The organism is Streptomyces sp. CNH189 (assembly GCF_000527195.1).
Map to the genome: position 1 here is coordinate 81,007 of NZ_AZUS01000028.1, position 17,203 is coordinate 98,209.

Sequence of the window (17,203 nt, forward strand, 5' to 3'; positions counted from 1 at the left end):
CTCCCCTACGCCAGACCCGCCGCGACGGCCTGCTCGGTGGCGGCGCGGACCGCCGCCTCCTGTTCCGGGTCCAGCGGGACGCGCGGCGGACGGCAGGGGCCGCCGTGGCGGCCGACCAGGTCCATGGACAGCTTGACGGCCTGCACGAACTCCACCCGGGAGTCCCAGCGCAGCAGGGGGTGCAGCTGCCGGTACAGCGGCAGTGCGGTGGCGAGATCCCCGCCGGTGGCGGCGCGGTACAGCTCCGCGCAGGACCGGGGCAGCGCGTTCGGGTAGCCGGCCACCCAGCCCTTCGCCCCGGCGACCGCGAGTTCCAGGAGCACGTCGTCCGCTCCGGCCAGCAGGTCCAGGTCGGGGGCGAGTTCGGCGATCCGGTAGGCGCGGCGGACGTCCCCCGAGAACTCCTTGACGGCCTGGACGTACCCCTCGCCGTGCAGCCGGGCGAGCAGCTCCGGCACCAGGTCGACCTTGGTGTCGATCGGGTTGTTGTAGGCGACGACGGGCAGTTCGGCGCGGGCCACCTCGGCGTAGTGGGCGAGCACGGAACGCTCGTCGGCGCGGTAGGCGTTGGGCGGCAGCAGCATCACCGCCCGGCACCCGGCCTCGGCGGCCCGCTCGGCCCAGCGGCGCGCCTCGGCGGACCCGTAGGCGGCGACTCCGGGCATGACCCGCTCCCCGCCGACGGCGGCGACGGCGGTCTCGACGACACGGGCGCGCTCCCCGGGGGTGAGCACCTGGTACTCGCCGAGGGAGCCGTTCGGCACGACCCCGTCGCAGCCGTTGGCCACGAGCCAGGCGCAGTGTTCGGCGTACCGGTCGAGGTCGACGGACAGGTCCTCGCGCAACGGCAGCGCGGTGGCGACGAGGACTCCCCGCCAGGGGCGGCGGTGATCGGTCATGGGGATCCTTCCTCCGGGCGCGGGTGAGGCCGGTCGTGCTGGGCCGCCAGGACGCCCAGCGGAACAGGGCGGGCGAAGGGGCGGCGGGAGGGAGTCGGGGCGCACCCCGTGAGGGCCGCGACGGCCGGCGCGCACAGACGACCCTGGCACCACCCCATGCCGGCCCGGGTGAGCAGTCTGACCGTGCGGAGGTCACCGGCGCCGAGGGTGAGGGCCTCGCGGACGGCGCCCGCCGGTACCTCCTCGCAGCGGCAGACCACCGTGTCGTCGGTGACGCCGTCGGCCCAGTGGGCGGGCGGGGTGTGCAGGGCGTCCAGGGCCTCGGCGGCCGCGCGCCCCTGGGCGCGGGCCCGGGCGGCGGGCGCCCAGGCGCGCGGGTCGGGCGTCCCGCCCCGCAGCCGGGCCGCGATCGAACGGCCGGCGATGTGTCCCTCCGCCAGCGCGAGGGCCGCCCCGCCGATGCCCGTGGCCTCTCCGGCCGCCCACACGCCCGGCACGTCGGTGCGCTGCTCGCCGTCGACGGCCACGGCGGTCCCGTCGAGCCGGCAGCCGAGGCTCCCGGCGAGATCGGTGTGGGGCAGCATGCCGTGTCCCACCGCGAGCGCGTCGCAGGGCAGCAGGCGTTCGGTGCCGGGCCGGACACGGCCGTGCGCGTCGAGGGCGGCGACGGTGACACCGGTCAGCCGGTCCTCCCCGTGGGCGCGGACCACGGTGTGCCGGGCCAGCACCGGTACGCGGTGGCGCAGCAGCCGCGCCGCGTACCCGGCGGCCTCGGGCAGCTTTCCCGCGAGGGCTCCGGCGTGCCGGGGCAGGCGTACCGGGTCGGTGGACTCCACCAGGGCGGCGACCCGGACGCCCGCCGCGGCGAGCCCGGTCGCCACGGGCAGCAGCAGGGGGCCGGTCCCGGCGACCACGGCGGTGCGGCCGGGGGTGACGAGGCCGCCCTTGAGCATGGCCTGGGCGCCGCCCACGGTCACGACACCCGGCAGCGTCCAGCCGGGGAAGGGCAGGACCGTCTCGTACCCGCCGGTTGCCAGGAGCACGGCGGTGGCGCGCACCGCGGCAGGATCCCGCCCTTCGGGGCCGGTCAGCGCGTGCACCGTCAGCCCTTCGGACTCCCGCTCCACGCACCAGACATGGTGATCCGTCCGTACGTCCACGGTGCTCGCGGCGAGCGCGTCCCGCAGCCGGGTCCAGGTGCGCCGGCCGTTGCCCGGCACCTGGGTGTGTTCCGTTCGGAGCCCTGGCGCGGGCTGCCGGAAGTACTGCCCGCCCGGCTGCGACGCCGCGTCGATCAGCGTGACCCGGATGCCGCGCCGGGCCGCCGCGAGGGCCGCGGCGAGGCCCGCCGGACCCGCGCCGATCACCGCGAGGTCAGTCCTCATGGCCCGTCCCCTCCTGGGTGCGTATGTCGTCACCCGGGCGGGCGGGGACCAGGCAGGCGCGCCGGTTGGGGCGGCCGTTCACGGTCACGAGGCAGTCGAAGCAGACGCCGATCCCGCAGAACACCCCCCGCGGACGCCCCTCGTTGCGGGTGGTGCGCCAGGAGGCGACACCCGCGGCCCACAGCACGGCGGCGATCGTCCGGCCGGGCAGTGCCTCGACCGTCCGCCCGTCGAAGGTCACGTCGAAGGCGCGCCGTGGCCGTGGCCCGGGGCTCTTCCGGGGGTTCACCGTGCGGCCTCCTTCGTGGGGCGAGGGAAGCGGTCGGGACGGAAGGGGGCGAGGTCGAGGTCCGGCGTCGCCCCGGTCAGCGCCTGGGAGATCAGCAGTCCGGTGCCGGGTGCGAGGCCGATGCCCGCGCCCTCGTGCCCGCAGGCGTGGAACAGCCCGGGCACTCTCGGGTCGGGGCCGATCGCCGGGAGGTGGTCGGGCAGGTACGGGCGGAATCCCGCGTACGTCCGCAGGGCCCGCACGCCGGCCAGGAAGGGGAACAGCCGGGTCGCCCCCGCCGCGAGGGCCCGCACCGCCCGCAGCGACAGCGAGCGGTCGAACCCGACGCGTTCCCGGCTGGCGCCGATGAGGACCGGTCCGGCGGCCGTCCCCTCGACGACCGGGGAGGTCAGCAGGTCCGCCGTGTCGCCCGCGACGTCGGCGACGTAGTCGGCGGCGTACACCTTGTGCCGGATGCGGGGCGGCAGCGGCTCGGTGACGAGGACGAAGCCGCGCCGGGGCATGACGGGCAGGAACACGTCGGCCCGGTCGGCGAGTTCACCGCCCCAGGTGCCCGCCGCGTTGACGACGGCCGGTGCGTGCAGGTCGCCGCGCGGGGTGCGCACGCCGCGCACCGTGCCGTCGCGGGCGCGCAGCACCTGGGTCACCTCGTGGCCGGTGAGCAGTCGGGCACCGGAGGCGCGCAGCAGGTGGGCCGCCGCGAGGGCGGGCATCACCTGGGCGTCCTGCGGGTAGCGCACCCCGCCCGGGAGCCCTAACGCGAGGCGGGGTTCCAGGTCGTGGAGGCGGTCGGCGGGGACGAACTCGGCGGTCACCCCGGCCGCTCGCTGGGTGTGCGCGAACGCCCGGAGCGCGTCGAGTGATGTCGCGGTCCCGGCGACGACCAGGCCGCCCTTGGCCTCGTACTCCGTCGCCGGGCCCGACTCCCGGGCCAGCTCCGCCCAGAGGCGGGTGGACAGCAGGGCCAGGTCGAGTTCGGGTCCGGGTGCCTTGTCGGAGACGAGGAGGTTGCCCTCCCCCGCGCCGGTCGTCCCGCCGGCCACCGGGCCGCGGTCGACGACGGTGACGTCCAGACCGGCGCGAGCCGCGTACAGGGCGCAGGCGGCGCCCGTCATCCCGGCACCAACCACCACGACATCGCAGGTCAGCGACTCGCTCACGCCAGTACTATGTCACACATCACACTGCCGGGAACAGGGTGGAAACGGGCTGCCGTCGCGGCGATGTGTCAGTCGGCGGCGGGGACCACGCGCAGGTGGCCGGCGGCCCTGCGGGCCCCGCGGTCCCGGCCGGTGGCGCGGGGCGTCTCACGCAGGACGAACGTCAGCCGGCGGCACTCCATCTCCTCGAGGACGGAGGCGGTCTCCACGACGAGGCGGCAGTCCGTGGCACCTCGGCGCGGGTCCGGGTGCAGCAACGGCCGTACGGAGCCGTCGTGCCGGGCGGCCCGCTCCCCCACGGCGCGCAGCCAGTGCGGCACGCCCTGCCGGTAGGCGGCGTCCATGATCGGGTCCTGGGCGATGTCGCGCCGTACGGCGTGCAGCACGGGGTCGTGGGGGTGGCGCTCGGCCGTCGCCGCGTGGTCCGCCAGCATGGGCAGGCACCAGCTCGCCTCGTGGTCGCCCAGGACCGTCGCGGCGTCCGGGTGGAAGAGGACGAACCGCTGGAAGTTGACGCCCGGGTGGGCCGTCGGATGCGGCTCCACGCCCTGGAAAAGTGTCCGGAAAGCACCGTTGGTGAGCAGCACGTCCCAGCGGTGGTCCACCACCAGCGAGGGGAAGGGAACGGCGTCCAGCAGGACGGCGTAGTCCCGCAGATAGGCCTGCGCCTCGGACGTTCCGGGGCCGGGCCGCGGTGCCGGCCGCTGCCCTCCTGCCTGATATGCCATCGGGAGGTCACCCCTCTTGCCTGTGCGGCCCTGACGCGGCGCCCCGATCCTGCTGCGCCGGGACACGGCGTGTCAACTATCGTGGCATTCCGCGGCGGTTGACGGCCGAAATTGGCCACAGTTGTGGCGACACCTGGATGGGAGTTCGAAACACCGGCTAGTCTCCGTGAAGTTCACGGCAATCGCTTGTGAGAAGCCTGTGAGAGACGTAGGAGATCTTTCGGTGACGGGTGGCTTCGAGGGACCGGGCGCCGCGCCGACGAACGCGCTGCCGGCCGTCGTCGCCCGCGTCACCGCACTCGCCGACCGGCTCGGCGTGGCGCACACCGAGGTCTTCGACGTGGACCGGCTGTCCGTCGCGTCCGGTGTGCCGGAGCCCGTGGTCAAGGCGCTGCTGAGCGGCCGGCCCGCGGGTGAGCCCGATGTGCAGGCGCGGTTCCTGCAGCGGCTGGACCTGCTGCGCCGCACCCGGCTGAAGCCGAACGGACGCAAGTACACGCAACAGGAGATCGCCGACGGGGCGGGCATGTCCCGGCAACAGGCCGGCGCGCTCATCAACGGCGACCGGCGGCCCACCATGGAGCACTGCGACGCCCTCCAGCGGTTCTTCCGGGTGCACGCCGGTTTCCTCACCGCCGAGGACCCGGAGGCGCTGGCGAACGCCCTCCAGCACACCGAGCAGGAGCTGCTGCAGAAGCTGGCCGAGCGGGAGTCCGCCGCGACGGCCGACGACCCGCTGGAGCGGCTGCTGCAGGACCACGGGGTGCGGGGCATCGCCTGGCGGGCCGCGCAGCTGCCCACCGACCAGCACCGCGACAAGGTCGCGGAATGGCTGGACATGCTCCTGGAGAGCGTCCAGCGGCCCAAGTCGTGACCCGGGGAGAACTGTGGGCATCGGTAGGAACATGCGCCGTCTGTGCGGCGAGTTGGTCACGGAGCTGACGCTTCCCGTCCCGGCGCGGCCCGCCGATCTGTACGCCGCCCTGTGCGAGGCGATGAGCCGGCGGCGCGGACGGCCCGTGCTGTTCCGCACGGCCGTCTTCCCGCCGGGGACCGCGAGCGGGCTCTGGCTCGACATGGCGGACCAGGACCTCGTGGTGGTCGAGGAACGCACGGCGCCCGACCACCAGCTGGTGATCCTCGGCCATGAGCTGTGGCACATGAAGGCGGGCCACTCCGGCCATCATGTCGCCGGCGCCGAGGTCGCCACCCGTTTACTCGGTGAGGCCATGGACGACGAGGCCCTGCGGGCGACCGTGCTGAGGGTCGCCGCCCGCACCCGGTTCGACCAGGCGGACGAGAAGGAGGCCGAGGCGTTCGGTCTGCTGCTCGCCAGCAAGTGCCGTACCTGGCTGGACGGTTCGTCGCTGCGGGGGCCGGTGCAGCGGGATCACCTCGCGGGGCGGATCGGGGCTTCGCTCGGGTATCTGGGGCCGCAGAACTGAGGTTCTCCGGGCGGGTCGCGGGGGCGTGCGGCGAGGTAACGAGGGTGTACCTCGGGGTGATTGTCAGTGGTGGGCGGCAAGCTGGTGGTGCGCCCCTGTTTGTGCCGGGGGCGTGGGGACCGACGACCACGACACGGGGAGAGCCGAGCGATGCCCACCGCCGTACTGACCGACCGCGAGCGCACCGCCGTCCAGGCCTATCTCAGACTGCTGCACACGGTGCGGGCCGCCTTCGACGAGGGCCGGCCCGCACCGCCGGGGCCGGTTGTGCTGCCGGTCGTGCCGCCCTCCGTCCTCGCGGAGGCGGAGGTGGCGCTGGAGCGCGCGGGGTTGGCGGGGAACGAGGAGTCGTTCTTTCGTCTGGTGCGGGAGTGGTGTCCCGAGGGGTAGGCGCCGCCATGGCGGCACGCTTTTCCATCGGGCGGGGCACCGAGGGTGGCCCTGGGCCTGGTGGCGGCCTGGCGGCTGCGGAGTGGTGGGGGCGGAGCGCGCAGTTCCCCGCGCCCCTTGGGGTGTTCGTCCACACGGCGCGTGAGAGGTGACCGGTGTGGGACGGCCCCGGACGGGCGGGGGTTGTCTGCGGCTGCGGGGCCGTGGGGGTTGCGCGCGCAGTTCCCCGCGCCCCTTTGGGGCGCGCTTCTCCTCCGCGGCCGTGGGATGTGACCGGTCGGCCGGTGTTTATGTGTGGGGGATGGGGACTGCTGTGGCCAGCAGGGTGGGGTGGGTGGTCCAGTGGCCGGTGAAGTGGGTCAGGCGGCGGCCTGAGACCACGGGGCCGGGGACCAGGAGCTCCGCGTGGAAGGTGCCGTCGAGGTGGATCGCGATGTCCGCCTCCGAGAAGTCCAGCCACTTGCCCGTGAGCGGGAACCACGCCTTGTAGACGGACTCCTTGGCGCTGAACAGCAGCCTGTCCCAGTGCACGTCCGGTCGCTGTGCGGTCAGGCGGGCGATCCGCTGCGCCTCCTGGGGCAGGGATACCGTCGCCAGCACACCCTCGGGCAGCGGGCCGTGGGCCTCCGCGTCGATGCCGACGGACGCCAGGTCGCCGGCGCGGACCAGCGCGGCCGCGCAGTAGCCCTCGCAGTGGGTCATGCTGCCGATCAGCCCGTCGGGCCAGACGGGCGCGCCCCGCTCGCCGGAGACCACGGCCCGCGCCGGCACGCCGAGCTTCTCCATCGCGCGCCGGGCGCAGGACCGTACGGCGGTGAACTCGCGGCGGCGTTTGGGGACCGCCCGGGTGATCATCGCCTCCTCCCCGGGGAACAGCGGGGCGTCGGTGCCCTCGTCACCGTAGGCCTCGACGACGGCCGCCGTCGGCGGGAGCAGTTCCTCGATCACCGGGCCCGCTCCTCCGCGGGCAGGATCCGGCGCAGCCGCCCCGGCGGCTCCTGCCGTTTGCGCCACTCGCGCGGGTAGCCCACGGAGACCTCCTTGAAGCGGACGCCGTCCTGCGAGGTCGTCCGGGGAATGTGCAGGTGGCCGTAGACCGCCGTGTGCACGGGGTACGTACGGTGCCAGTCGTCGGTCAGCACGGTGCCGCACCACATGGCGAACTCCGGGTACCACAGCACCTCGGTCGGATGGCGGTGCAGCGGCCAGTGGGTGACGGGGATGAGGGGCAGACCGGCGGGGAGTTCCGCGAGCCGCCGTTCGGTCTCGGCGACCCGGGCCCGGCACCACTCCTCGCGGCTCGGGTACGGGTCGGGGTGCAGCAGGTGCTCGTCGGTGCAGACCACCCCGGTGCCGTGCGCGTACTCCAGCCCCTCCTCCTTGGTGGTGCACCCGGGCGGCAGGAACGTGTAGTCGTACAGCAGGAAGAGGGGGGCGACGGCCACCGGTCCGCCAGGCCCTTCCCACACCGGGTACGGGTCCTCGGGCGTGACGACGCCGAGCTCACGGCACTGCTCGACCAGATGGTCGTAGCGGGCGACGCCGCGCAGGGTGACCGCGTCACTCGGGTGGGTCCACAGCTCGTGGTTGCCGGGCGTCCAGATCACGCGGGCGAACCGCCCGGCGAGGGTCTTGAGCGCCCAGCGGACGTCCTCGACCGTCTCCGCGACGTCACCGGCCACCAGCAGCCAGTCCTCGTCGGACTCGGGCCGCATCCCCTCGACCAGGTCGCGGTTCTCGGCATAGCCGATGTGCAGATCGCTGATGGCCCACAACTGTGCGCCGCCACCACCCGTCGCCATCACCGTCGCCCTTTCAGCAGCCGCCGGACCCCTGCCACGAGATCACATCCGCCCCGCCGGAACAACCGCGCACCGGCCGCCGTACGTGGTATCAGGACGCACCGTCCAGGTCGTATGATCTGCCCGACACCACCGCCATGGACACGTCCCTCACGAACGGCGGTTCGGTGACCCTCCCTACGTCATGCCCGGGCACGGGCCGCTCCCCCCTGCCCGCACGCACACCCCGAAAGGCGGCCCGCATGGTCTCTCGCGTACGCGTCTGGCTCAACCGCACGTACGCGGAGAACGTGTTCTTCATGGATCAGCTGCGGAGAAATCCCGACGACCGGGCCGTCGAGATCCATGCCACCCACGGCGACCCCGACTCCCCTGTGCTCGCCGCGGCCGACACCGCCGAGCTGGAGCCGGAGGGTCTGTCCCCGGCGGCGTACGTCGAGTACGCGCTCACCCAGTGCGAGCGGCGCGGCATCGACGTGTTCGTGCCCCGGCTGCACCAGGCGGCCGTCGTCGCGCACCGCGCCGAGTTCGAGGCGGCCGGCACGGCGCTGCTGGCGCCGCCGCCCCAGGCGGTCGCCGTGTTCGAGGACAAGGTGGTCGCCTACCAGGCGGTCCAGGCGATCGGTGTGCCGGTGCCACCGTGGTGGCGGGTCCGCGACGCCGACGAACTCGTCATGGCCGTGGAGGAGTTGGAGCGTCTCGGGTACCGGGCCTGCTTCAAGCCCGCGGCCGGCGCGGGCGGGGTCGGTTTCCGGGTGATCACCCGCGAGCCCTTCTCGCTCGCCCAGCTGAACGGCTTCCCCAGCCCCCAGGTGCCGCTCGACCTGGCGCTGGAGGCCCTGCGGCGGGCCGAGGAGCCGGTCGACTGGCTGGTGATGCCGCGCCTGGAACAGCCCGAGGTGTCGGTGGACTGCCTGACCGGCCCGGACAACCGCGTCCGGCTGGCCGTCGGCCGCACCAAGAACGGGCGGCGCCGGGGCTTCACGCTGCACGAGCGGTGGCTGGAGCCGGCCCGGCGGATCGCGGAGGGCTTCGGGCTGCACCACCTGTCCAACATCCAGTTCCGGATGCTGGGTGACCGTCCGGTGCTGATGGACGTCAACACCCGTCCGGCGGGCGGGCTGCACCAACTGTCGCTGTGCGGGGTGAACGCGCCCTGGGCCGCGGTGCGACTGGCGCTCGGCGACGACCCGGGTGAGATCACCCCGCCGTTCCTGGGCCACGACTACGCGGTGGTGTCGGGTCCGCGTCCGCTGCTGTCCGTGACGGTGCCCCGGCAGCGGACCGGGTCGCCCGCGGCCCCGGGCACGCTGGACGCCCTGCCGGCCCCCGCGGCACCTGCCGAGCCGAGGACGGCGTCCGGCGCGCTGCCGTAGCCGGGCGGCGAGCGCGGGCGCTCCGAGAAGTTCCTCGAAAAAAATCTCCGCCAGGGTGTATCAGGCCCCGGTCTGCGTGCTCTTGATGATGAACGGCGACTGGGGAAGCCGCCGGGGGGAGCACGGGGGACCGGGGGGAGCTCGGGTCGGTCGGCCGCTGTCACGGGGGGCGACCGGCCGGCCCGAGGCCCGTCTCCCCCGCGTCAGCCGAGGTAGGCGAGGCCCGGATGGACGGCGGTGTAGCCGTCGACGAGCCGGCGCGCCACGCTCACGGAATCCACCAGCGGATGCAGGGCGAACGCCTTGACCGCCGTGGCGCGGGACCCCGACCGGGCAGCCTCGAGCACCTCCCGTTCCACGGCCTTGACGGCGCACACCAGTCCGGTGGCGTGGTCGGGCAGCGGATCGACGGAGACGGGGTGGGCGCCGCTCGCGTCCACCAGGCAGGGCACCTCGATCACGGCCTCCGCGTCCAGCGGCGACAGCGTGCTTCCGTTGCGGACGTTGAGGATCAGGGTGGTGCGCTCGTCCCGGGCGATCGCCCGCATCAGCGCGAGCGCCACCTTCTCGTAGCCGCCGGACAGGTCGTCCGCCTCCCGTTCGCCCGCGCCCGCGGCCTCCCGGTTCTCACTCATGTAGGTGGCCTCGCGCTCGGCGCGGGTACGGTCCCACAGGTCCAGGGCCGAGACGTCCGGATCGCCGGTCCCGGCGTAGAAGCGTGCCTGCTGGTCGCGCAGGAAGGCGCCACGGGTCCGGCGCGCCTGCTGGTACGCCCGCACGGCCTCGCGGTTGAAGTAGTAGTAGTGCAGGTACTCGTTGGGGACGGCGCCCAGGGAGCGCAGCCAGTCGGCGCCGAAGAGCCGGCCCTCCTCGAACGAGCCGAGCAGGGCGGAGTCGCCGAGCAGGCGCGGCAGTTGGTCCCGGCCCGCCACCCGCAGACCACGCACCCAGCCGAGGTGGTTGAGGCCGACGTAGTCGATCCACGCCTCCTGCGGACGCGCGCCGAGCACACGGGCGATGCGGCGGCCGAGGCCGACGGGCGAGTCGCAGATGCCGATGACGCGGGCGCCGAGGTGTCGGGACATGGCCTCGGTGACCAGACCCGCCGGGTTGGTGAAGTTGATGACCCAGGCGTCGGGGGCGAGGCGGGCCACGCGGCGGGCGATGTCGACGGCGACGGGGACCGTGCGCAGACCGTAGGCGATGCCGCCCGCGCCGACCGTCTCCTGTCCCAGCACCCCCTCGGTGAGGGCGACCCGCTCGTCGTGCGCCCTGCCCTCCAGGCCGCCGACGCGGATCGCCGAGAAGACGAAGTCCGCGCCGCGCAGGGCCTCGTCGAGGTCGGTGGTCGTGGTCACCTCGGGGGCGTCGGGCACGCCGGCCGCCTGCTCGGCCAGCACGCGGGCGATCGCGCGCAGCCGGGCGGCGTCCACGTCGTGCAGGACGACCCGGGTCACCCTTCCCTCGGCGTGGTCGGTGAGCAGCGCGCCGTACACGAGCGGCACACGGAAGCCACCGCCACCGAGAATCGTCAGCCTCACATCCGCACCTTTCCGCAGCTCCGGCCTCCCTTCCGACCCTACTCGCGCCCCACCCACGACGCCCCGAAGGGCGGGGCCCCTCACCACGCGAGAAGCGCGGCACACGGCGCCCCGAAGGGGCGGGGAACCGCGCACCCAGCCCCCCACCACCCCGCACCCGCCCCCGAAACGCGACAAGCACAACCCACTCCCCGACAGGGGCGCGGGGAACTGCGCGCCCAGCCCCCACCACCCGCACCCACGAGAACCCGAACGCCACCCCTCCCCAGCCCGCACCGAGGAGCCGCCCGGTGGTGCGACTCCCGGGTACCCCGCGTGTGCGCGACCCGCCCCGGTTCCCCCTATTCGCGCGCTTTCGAGAGGTGAACTCCCCCACGGGACAAGCCCTTTCGGGGTTACACCTCTTGACGCCGACGAGACCCCGGAGCACATTGGCGTGACCGTGAGAGCGCTCTCACAAGCGGTTCGGGGCGCTCGGAGCACGGACCCCCACAGCACTCCGCACCGAGAGGTTCCCCCCATGACCGTCACCTCCGGCACCGCCCGGTCCTCCCACAAACGCCGGCGCCTGCGCCGCACGCTGGTCGCCGTAGCCGGCGCGCTGGCGCTCGGGGCGGGCGCCGCCACCCTCACCGGTCCCTCCGCCAGCGCCTCCGTACCGCCCCCGCCGTCGGGCTGGACCCAGGTCTTCGCCGACGACTTCGACGGCGCCGAAGGCAGTGGCGTCAACACCGACAACTGGCGGTACGCGACCGGCACCGGCTACCCGGGCGGCCCCGCCAACTGGGGCACCGGCGAGATCGAGACGATGACGTCCAGCCCGGACAACGTCTCGCTCGACGGCAGCGGCAACCTCCGCATCACCCCGCGCCGCGACGGCGCCGGCACCTGGACGTCGGGGCGCGTCGAGACCAACCGCGACGACTTCCAGCCCCCGGCCGGCGGCACGCTGCGGGTCGAGGCCCGCATCCAGGTGCCGAACGTCACCGGTGACGCCGCCAGGGGCTACTGGCCCGCGTTCTGGATGCTCGGCGCCCCCTACCGGGGCGACTACTGGAACTGGCCCGCCGTCGGCGAACTGGACATCATGGAGAACACCCAGGGCATGAACACGGTGTTCGCCACGATGCACTGCGGGACCTCCCCGGGCGGCCCGTGCAACGAGACCAGCGGCATCGGCGGCGAGACCACCTGCCAGGGCACGACCTGTCAGGCCGGCTTCCACACCTACCGGATGGAGTGGGACCGCTCCTCGGACGTGGAGGAGATCCGCTTCTCTCTCGACGACGACACCTTCCACACCGTCCGGGAGGACCAGGTCGACGCGACGACCTGGTCGAACGCCACGGACCACGGCTTCTTCGTCATCCTCAACGTGGCGATGGGCGGCGGCTTCCCCGACGCCTTCGGCGGCGGCCCCGACGCGGGCACCGAGCCCGGCCATTCGATGCTCGTGGACTACGTGCAGGTGCTGACCTCCTCCTGACCCGACGGCCCCACCCCCCCACCCGGCCCTCCTGGCCGGCGACGAGGGCCCCACGCGACCCCTGGAAACCGCCCCCCGCGTGGGGCCCTCGTCGGTTCCCGCCCCGCCGCTCAGCGGTGTTCCGCGCGGAAGGCGGCCGGGGCGGTCCCGGTGTGCTGCTGGAAGAACTTGGAGAAGTTCGCCGGGTCCGGGAACCCGACGGCGGCCCCCACCCGCCCTATGGGCAGTTCCGTGTGCGCGAGGAGCCGTTTGGCCTCCAGCACCACCCGCTTGTCGATGAACGCCTTCGGCGTCTCCCCCGTGGCGGCGCCCACCGCCCGCGCCAGGGTGCGCCGGGAGTAGCCGAGGGCGTCGGCGTAGGCGCTGACGCTGTGGTTGGTGGCGAAGTCCCGCTCCACCGCCTCCCGGAACAGCATGAAGGTGCTGTCGTCGGCCGGCCGGGCCGAGTCGCCCGTACCGGCGGTGAGATGGGCCAGCCGCAGCAGGAACGCGGTGAGGGAATGACGGAGCACGGCCGTGTGCAGACTCAGCGGCAGGGTGGCCGTGTCCTCGTACTCACGGCGCAGTTGGTCCGACGCGGCCCTGAGCGCGGCGAACTGCGCGGGGCCGGGGCGCGTCAGCGGCGGGCGGTCGTAGCGGTAGAGGCCGGTGGCCTCGACGGTGGCGCGGGGCAGGAAGCCGGGCTGCATGGTCAGGGCGGTTCCGCGGTACTCGCTCCCCCGGGAGAAGCGGTGGACCTGCCCAGGGCGGATCCACAGCACATCGCCCGCCGTGGCCTCGTACTCGGTGAAGTCGATCATGTGCCGGAGCGGTCCGCCGTCGAGCAGCATCACGATGTGGAACTCGATGCGGTGCAGCCCGTCCGGCGGCGCGTCGGCACGCCAGGTGCGGTCGGGGCCCATCGGGGCGATCTGCATGCCGACACCGCACACGCTCCGCTCGACCGGGAAGGGGAAGGTTCTGATTCCGCCGCCGTCGGCGACGTCCGCCGTCCGGGCGCCGCCGTCACTCCCCTGGGGGAATCCGCCCGCCATGTCTCGCATGTCCGTCACCCGTCCGTCGGGCACCCCTCACGGGCGTGCCCGGTGTCCCACTTTCACCACAGGCTGGCACACCGGAACCTTCTTGTGAATAAGTCAGACTTTTACTTTTGAACACACTGCGGAGTTCCTTACGCCCGGGACGAGGACCACGTGGAGACGAGCACGCGCACGGCCGGCCGGCCCGGCCGGACCGGCGGGGAATCACCGGCCGCCGTACGCGGTTGACGCGACCGCGAGAAAGAAGATGATCACCGTGACCTGTGCGGCACGCGAAGAGGTGTTCGATCCGGGCGGCGGGGCCGCGGCCGGCGCACCGCGGCCCCCGTGGGCGCTCACCGGGGTGAAGGACCCCGCGGACGAGGACACCCTGTATGGGAAGGACCACGTCGGGCCCGGCGGTCGCGCCCGGGCGCGGCTCGCCCCGTCCCTCACAGGGCGGCCCGGCGGGGCGTACGACGAGGTGGTGCGGCAACTGGAGAACGAGGGCATCGCGAGGTTCGTGGACGCCGGACCCCGGCCGCTCGACGCGGTGACGGCGACGTCCGACAGCAAGGGAGTTGACGCGGAATGACCGACGAGACCACCGAACCGGCGGTGGACGCCCCGCAGGCGGAGCATGGTGAGCGGGCGGACACCGCGGCCGCCCTCACCGCGCCCCCGCCCGGCTGGGCCAACCCGCTGCGCGACGCCGGGGACCGCCGGCTGCCCCGGATCGCGGGCCCCTCCGGTCTGGTCATCTTCGGGGTGACCGGCGACCTGTCCCGCAGGAAGCTGATGCCGGCCGTGTACGACCTCGCCAACCGGGGGCTGTTGCCGCCCGGCTTCTCCCTGGTGGGCTTCGCCCGCCGTGACTGGGAGGACCAGGACTTCGCCGAAGTGGTGCACGACGCGGTCAAGGAGCACGCGCGCACCCCGTTCCGTGAGGAGGTCTGGCAGCAGCTGTCCGAGGGCATGCGCTTCGTCCCCGGCGACTTCGACGACGACCACGCCTTCGACCAGCTGCGCAAGGCGGTCGACGAGCTGGACACCTCCCGGGGCACCAGCGGCAACTACGCCTTCTACCTCTCCGTGCCGCCGAAGTTCTTCCCCAAGGTGGTCCAGCAGCTCAAGAAGCACGGGCTCGCCGACGCCCCCGAGGGTTCCTGGCGGCGCGCGGTCATCGAGAAGCCGTTCGGGCACGACCTGAAGTCCGCCCAGGACCTGAACGCCATCGTCCACGAGGTGTTCGACCCGGAGCAGGTCTTCCGCATCGACCACTACCTGGGCAAGGAGACCGTCCAGAACATCCTGGCGCTGCGCTTCGCCAACCAGATGTTCGAGCCGATCTGGAACCGGTCCTTCGTGGACCACGTGCAGATCACCATGGCCGAGGACATCGGCATCGGCGGCCGGGCCGGCTACTACGACGGCATCGGCGCCGCCCGCGACGTCATCCAGAACCACCTGCTCCAGCTGCTGGCCCTCACCGCGATGGAGGAACCCGCCTCCTTCGACGCGGCGTCGCTGCTGACCGAGAAACTGAAGGTGTTCCGGGCCGTGCGCCTCCCCGACGACCTGGGCCGGCACACCGTACGCGGGCAGTACGCGGCCGCCTGGCAAGGCGGCGCCAAGGTGCGCGGCTACCTGGAGGAGGAGGGCATCGCCGAGTCCTCCAAGACCGACACGTACGCGGCGATCAAGCTCGGCGTGGACAACCGCCGCTGGGCGGGCGTGCCCTTCTACCTGCGCACCGGCAAGCGCCTGGGCCGCCGGGTCACCGAGATCGCCGTGGTGTTCCAGCGGGCGCCGCACTCCCCCTTCGACACCTCGGCGACCGAGGAGCTCGGCCAGAACGCCGTCGTGATCCGGGTCCAGCCTGACGAGGGCATGACGGTGCGGTTCGGCTCCAAGGTGCCGGGCACCTCGATGGAGCTGCGGGACGTGACCATGGACTTCGCCTACGGCGAGTCGTTCACCGAGTCCAGCCCCGAAGCCTACGAACGGCTCATCCTGGACGTCCTCCTGGGGGACGCCAACCTGTTCCCCCGTCACCAGGAAGTGGAAGAGTCCTGGAAGATCCTCGATCCGATCGAGGAGTACTGGGCGTCGCACGGTCGGCCGGCGCAGTACACCTCGGGCAGCTGGGGACCCGCGGAAGCCGACGAGATGCTCGCACGAGACGGACGGAGCTGGCGCAGGCCATGAAGATCGACCTGACCGACACCACGGCAAGCAAGATCAACAAGGCGTTGGTGCAGGGCCGCCGCGCCATCGGCACACCGGCCGTGGGCATGGTCCTGACGATGGTGATCGTCACGGACGAGGAGAACGCCTACGACTCCATCAAGGCGGCCGAGGAGGCCTCGCACGAGCACCCCTCGCGCACCCTGGTGGTGATCAAGCGGCACGCCCGCAACCCGCGCGAGCGGACCCGGTCGCGGCTGGACGCCGAGGTCCGGGTGGGCTCGGAGGCCGGCACCGGGGAGACCGTGGTGCTGCGCACCTACGGCGAGGTGTCCGAGCACGCCGACTCGGTGGTGCTGCCGCTGCTGCTGCCCGACGCCCCGGTGGTGGTCTGGTGGCCGGCGGACGCGCCCGACAACCCCTCCCAGGACCCGCTGGGCGCGCTCGGCCAGCGCCGGATCACCGACCTGTACGCGGTGGAGAACCCGATGGAGGCGCTGCGCGCCCGGCAGCGCGCCTACGCGCCCGGCGACACCGACCTCGCCTGGACCCGGCTGACCCTGTGGCGCTCCATGCTGGCCGCGGCCCTCGACCAGGCCCGGACCACCGTCACGTCGGCGACCGTCGAGGCCGAGGCCGACAACCCGGCCGCCGAGCTGCTGGCGCGCTGGCTGGAGGCCCGGCTGCGGGTCTCCGTCGACCGGGTGGTGACCGCCGGCCCGGTGGTCACGGCGGTCCGGCTGGGCACCGAGGGCGGCGAGATCGTCATCGACCGCCCCGAGGGCCCCCTGGCCACGCTCACCCTGCCCGGACAGCCCGCACGCCGGCTGGCGCTGAAGGTCCGTTCCACCTCCGAACTCATCGCCGAGGAGCTCAGGCGCCTCGACGCGGACGAGATGTACGCCGTCGCCCTGCGCGGCGAGGCCACCGAGGAGACCCCCGCCCATGTCTGACGTCCCCGAACCGACCCGTCGCCCCGAGTGGGCCGCCCTGGAGCAGCACCGCGCGGACGCGCTCCCGGGCCTGCGTGAACTGTTCGCCGACGACCCGTCCCGCGCGGAGCGGTACGTCGTGCGCGTGGGCGACCTGCGCATCGACTACTCCAAGCATCTGGTGACCGACGAGACGCTGCGGCTGCTGCGTGAACTGGCGGTGGCCACGGAGGTGTCCGGGCTGCGGGACGCGATGTTCCGCGGGGAGCGGATCAACACCACCGAGGACCGGGCGGTGCTGCACACCGCGCTGCGGGCGCCGCGGGACGCGGTGATCGAGGTCGACGGGGAGAACGTCGTCCCGGCCGTGCACGCCGTGCTGGACCGGATGGCCGACTTCGCGGACCGGGTCCGTTCGGGCGAGTGGACCGGTCACACCGGCCGGCGTATCCGTAACGTCGTCAACATCGGCATCGGCGGCTCGGACCTGGGCCCGGCGATGGCGTACGAGGCGCTGCGCGCCTTCACCGCGCGGGAGTTGACGTTCCGGTTCGTCTCCAACGT

Annotated in this window: 16 protein-coding genes and 2 pseudogenes; 9 read left to right on the forward strand and 9 right to left on the reverse strand. The window is 73.5% G+C overall.

Translation table 11 applies throughout. From position 1 onward, the window contains the following. Positions 1 to 5: 5 nt before the first annotated feature. From B100_RS0130480 to B100_RS0130500, 5 genes are all read right to left on the reverse strand, one after another. On the reverse strand, positions 6 to 899 hold the full coding sequence (locus B100_RS0130480; RefSeq protein ID WP_024888166.1) for a dihydrodipicolinate synthase family protein: 894 nt from the start codon (positions 897 to 899) through the stop codon (positions 6 to 8). Next, the gene (locus B100_RS0130485) at positions 896 to 2,284 is read right to left on the reverse strand and encodes an FAD/NAD(P)-dependent oxidoreductase (protein ID WP_024888167.1); all 1,389 of its coding nucleotides are present in this window, start codon (positions 2,282 to 2,284) and stop codon (positions 896 to 898) included. Before B100_RS0130485 ends, B100_RS0130480 begins: the two co-directional genes overlap by 4 nt. Next, positions 2,274 to 2,573, reverse strand: a complete 300-nt coding sequence (locus B100_RS0130490; protein ID WP_024888168.1) for a (2Fe-2S)-binding protein — start codon at positions 2,571 to 2,573, stop codon at positions 2,274 to 2,276. The genes B100_RS0130485 and B100_RS0130490 overlap by 11 nt, the downstream gene beginning before the upstream one ends. Continuing rightward, a complete protein-coding gene (locus B100_RS0130495) occupies positions 2,570 to 3,733 on the reverse strand; it encodes an NAD(P)/FAD-dependent oxidoreductase (RefSeq protein ID WP_024888169.1) in 1,164 nt (387 codons plus the stop codon). Before B100_RS0130495 ends, B100_RS0130490 begins: the two co-directional genes overlap by 4 nt. Before the next feature lie 68 nt (positions 3,734 to 3,801). Further along, the gene (locus B100_RS0130500) at positions 3,802 to 4,461 is read right to left on the reverse strand and encodes an MmyB family transcriptional regulator (protein WP_024888170.1); all 660 of its coding nucleotides are present in this window, start codon (positions 4,459 to 4,461) and stop codon (positions 3,802 to 3,804) included. A 223-nt stretch (positions 4,462 to 4,684) separates the two neighbouring features. On the opposite strand from B100_RS0130500, the gene B100_RS0130505 reads away from it, so the two are divergent. From B100_RS0130505 to B100_RS0130515, 3 genes are all read left to right on the forward strand, one after another. Then, complete coding sequence (locus B100_RS0130505; protein WP_024888171.1) at positions 4,685 to 5,335, forward strand: helix-turn-helix domain-containing protein; 651 nt, start codon at positions 4,685 to 4,687, stop codon at positions 5,333 to 5,335. Positions 5,336 to 5,366: 31 nt separating this feature from the next. Further along, complete coding sequence (locus B100_RS0130510) at positions 5,367 to 5,906, forward strand: hypothetical protein (protein ID WP_024888172.1); 540 nt, start codon at positions 5,367 to 5,369, stop codon at positions 5,904 to 5,906. A 150-nt stretch (positions 5,907 to 6,056) separates the two neighbouring features. Then, positions 6,057 to 6,296: a hypothetical protein gene (locus B100_RS0130515; RefSeq protein WP_024888173.1), complete on the forward strand. Its 240-nt coding sequence runs from the start codon at positions 6,057 to 6,059 to the stop codon at positions 6,294 to 6,296. Between the two features lie 288 nt (positions 6,297 to 6,584). Here B100_RS0130515 and B100_RS0130520 read toward each other — a convergent pair whose 3' ends face one another. Both B100_RS0130520 and B100_RS0130525 read right to left on the reverse strand, forming a co-directional pair. Then, positions 6,585 to 7,244: a 4'-phosphopantetheinyl transferase superfamily protein gene (locus B100_RS0130520; RefSeq protein ID WP_024888174.1), complete on the reverse strand. Its 660-nt coding sequence runs from the start codon at positions 7,242 to 7,244 to the stop codon at positions 6,585 to 6,587. Beyond that, positions 7,241 to 8,101: a metallophosphoesterase family protein gene (locus tag B100_RS0130525; RefSeq protein ID WP_024888175.1), complete on the reverse strand. Its 861-nt coding sequence runs from the start codon at positions 8,099 to 8,101 to the stop codon at positions 7,241 to 7,243. The genes B100_RS0130520 and B100_RS0130525 overlap by 4 nt, the downstream gene beginning before the upstream one ends. A 239-nt stretch (positions 8,102 to 8,340) precedes the next feature. Between B100_RS0130525 and B100_RS0130530 the strand changes: the two genes are divergently transcribed. After that, a complete protein-coding gene (locus B100_RS0130530; protein WP_024888176.1) occupies positions 8,341 to 9,474 on the forward strand; it encodes an ATP-grasp domain-containing protein in 1,134 nt (377 codons plus the stop codon). Positions 9,475 to 9,677: 203 nt separating this feature from the next. Here the strand turns inward: B100_RS0130530 and B100_RS0130535 are convergent, their stop codons facing one another. Next, the gene (locus B100_RS0130535; protein ID WP_024888177.1) at positions 9,678 to 11,015 is read right to left on the reverse strand and encodes a 6-phospho-beta-glucosidase; all 1,338 of its coding nucleotides are present in this window, start codon (positions 11,013 to 11,015) and stop codon (positions 9,678 to 9,680) included. 520 nt (positions 11,016 to 11,535) lie between these two features. Between B100_RS0130535 and B100_RS0130540 the strand changes: the two are divergent. Further along, positions 11,536 to 12,520, forward strand: a pseudogene (locus tag B100_RS0130540) (glycoside hydrolase family 16 protein); the annotation flags it as partial. Positions 12,521 to 12,611: 91 nt separating this feature from the next. On the opposite strand, the gene B100_RS0130545 reads toward B100_RS0130540, so the two are convergent. Continuing rightward, positions 12,612 to 13,535, reverse strand: coding sequence for an AraC family transcriptional regulator (locus B100_RS0130545; RefSeq protein WP_024888179.1), 924 nt, complete (start codon positions 13,533 to 13,535; stop codon positions 12,612 to 12,614). A gap of 262 nt (positions 13,536 to 13,797) precedes the next feature. Between B100_RS0130545 and B100_RS0130550 the strand changes: the two genes are divergently transcribed. The 4 genes and pseudogenes from B100_RS0130550 to B100_RS0130565 form a co-directional block, all read left to right on the forward strand. Beyond that, complete coding sequence (locus tag B100_RS0130550) at positions 13,798 to 14,115, forward strand: hypothetical protein (protein WP_486585737.1); 318 nt, start codon at positions 13,798 to 13,800, stop codon at positions 14,113 to 14,115. Beyond that, positions 14,112 to 15,728: a glucose-6-phosphate dehydrogenase gene (gene zwf / locus B100_RS0130555; RefSeq protein WP_024888181.1), complete on the forward strand. Its 1,617-nt coding sequence runs from the start codon at positions 14,112 to 14,114 to the stop codon at positions 15,726 to 15,728. The genes B100_RS0130550 and zwf overlap by 4 nt, the downstream gene beginning before the upstream one ends. Continuing rightward, the gene (gene opcA / locus B100_RS0130560) at positions 15,725 to 16,660 is read left to right on the forward strand and encodes a glucose-6-phosphate dehydrogenase assembly protein OpcA (RefSeq protein ID WP_024888182.1); all 936 of its coding nucleotides are present in this window, start codon (positions 15,725 to 15,727) and stop codon (positions 16,658 to 16,660) included. Before zwf ends, opcA begins: the two co-directional genes overlap by 4 nt. Next, positions 16,653 to 17,203: pseudogene (locus tag B100_RS0130565) on the forward strand (glucose-6-phosphate isomerase); the annotation flags it as partial. The gene opcA and the pseudogene B100_RS0130565, both read left to right, overlap by 8 nt.

Bases quoted from the DNA above. Each gene is read 5' to 3' on its own strand.
- B100_RS0130480 (WP_024888166.1), bottom strand. From the start codon at position 899: ATGACCGATCACCGCCGCCCCTGGCGGGGAGTCCTCGTCGCCACCGCG.
- B100_RS0130485 (WP_024888167.1), bottom strand. From the start codon at position 2,284: ATGAGGACTGACCTCGCGGTGATCGGCGCGGGTCCGGCGGGCCTCGCC.
- B100_RS0130500 (WP_024888170.1), bottom strand. From the start codon at position 4,461: ATGGCATATCAGGCAGGAGGGCAGCGGCCGGCACCGCGGCCCGGCCCC.
- B100_RS0130510 (WP_024888172.1), top strand. From the start codon at position 5,367: ATGCGCCGTCTGTGCGGCGAGTTGGTCACGGAGCTGACGCTTCCCGTC.
- B100_RS0130515 (WP_024888173.1), top strand. From the start codon at position 6,057: ATGCCCACCGCCGTACTGACCGACCGCGAGCGCACCGCCGTCCAGGCC.
- B100_RS0130530 (WP_024888176.1), top strand. From the start codon at position 8,341: ATGGTCTCTCGCGTACGCGTCTGGCTCAACCGCACGTACGCGGAGAAC.
- B100_RS0130545 (WP_024888179.1), bottom strand. From the start codon at position 13,535: ATGGCGGGCGGATTCCCCCAGGGGAGTGACGGCGGCGCCCGGACGGCG.
- zwf (WP_024888181.1), top strand. From the start codon at position 14,112: ATGACCGACGAGACCACCGAACCGGCGGTGGACGCCCCGCAGGCGGAG.
- opcA (WP_024888182.1), top strand. From the start codon at position 15,725: ATGAAGATCGACCTGACCGACACCACGGCAAGCAAGATCAACAAGGCG.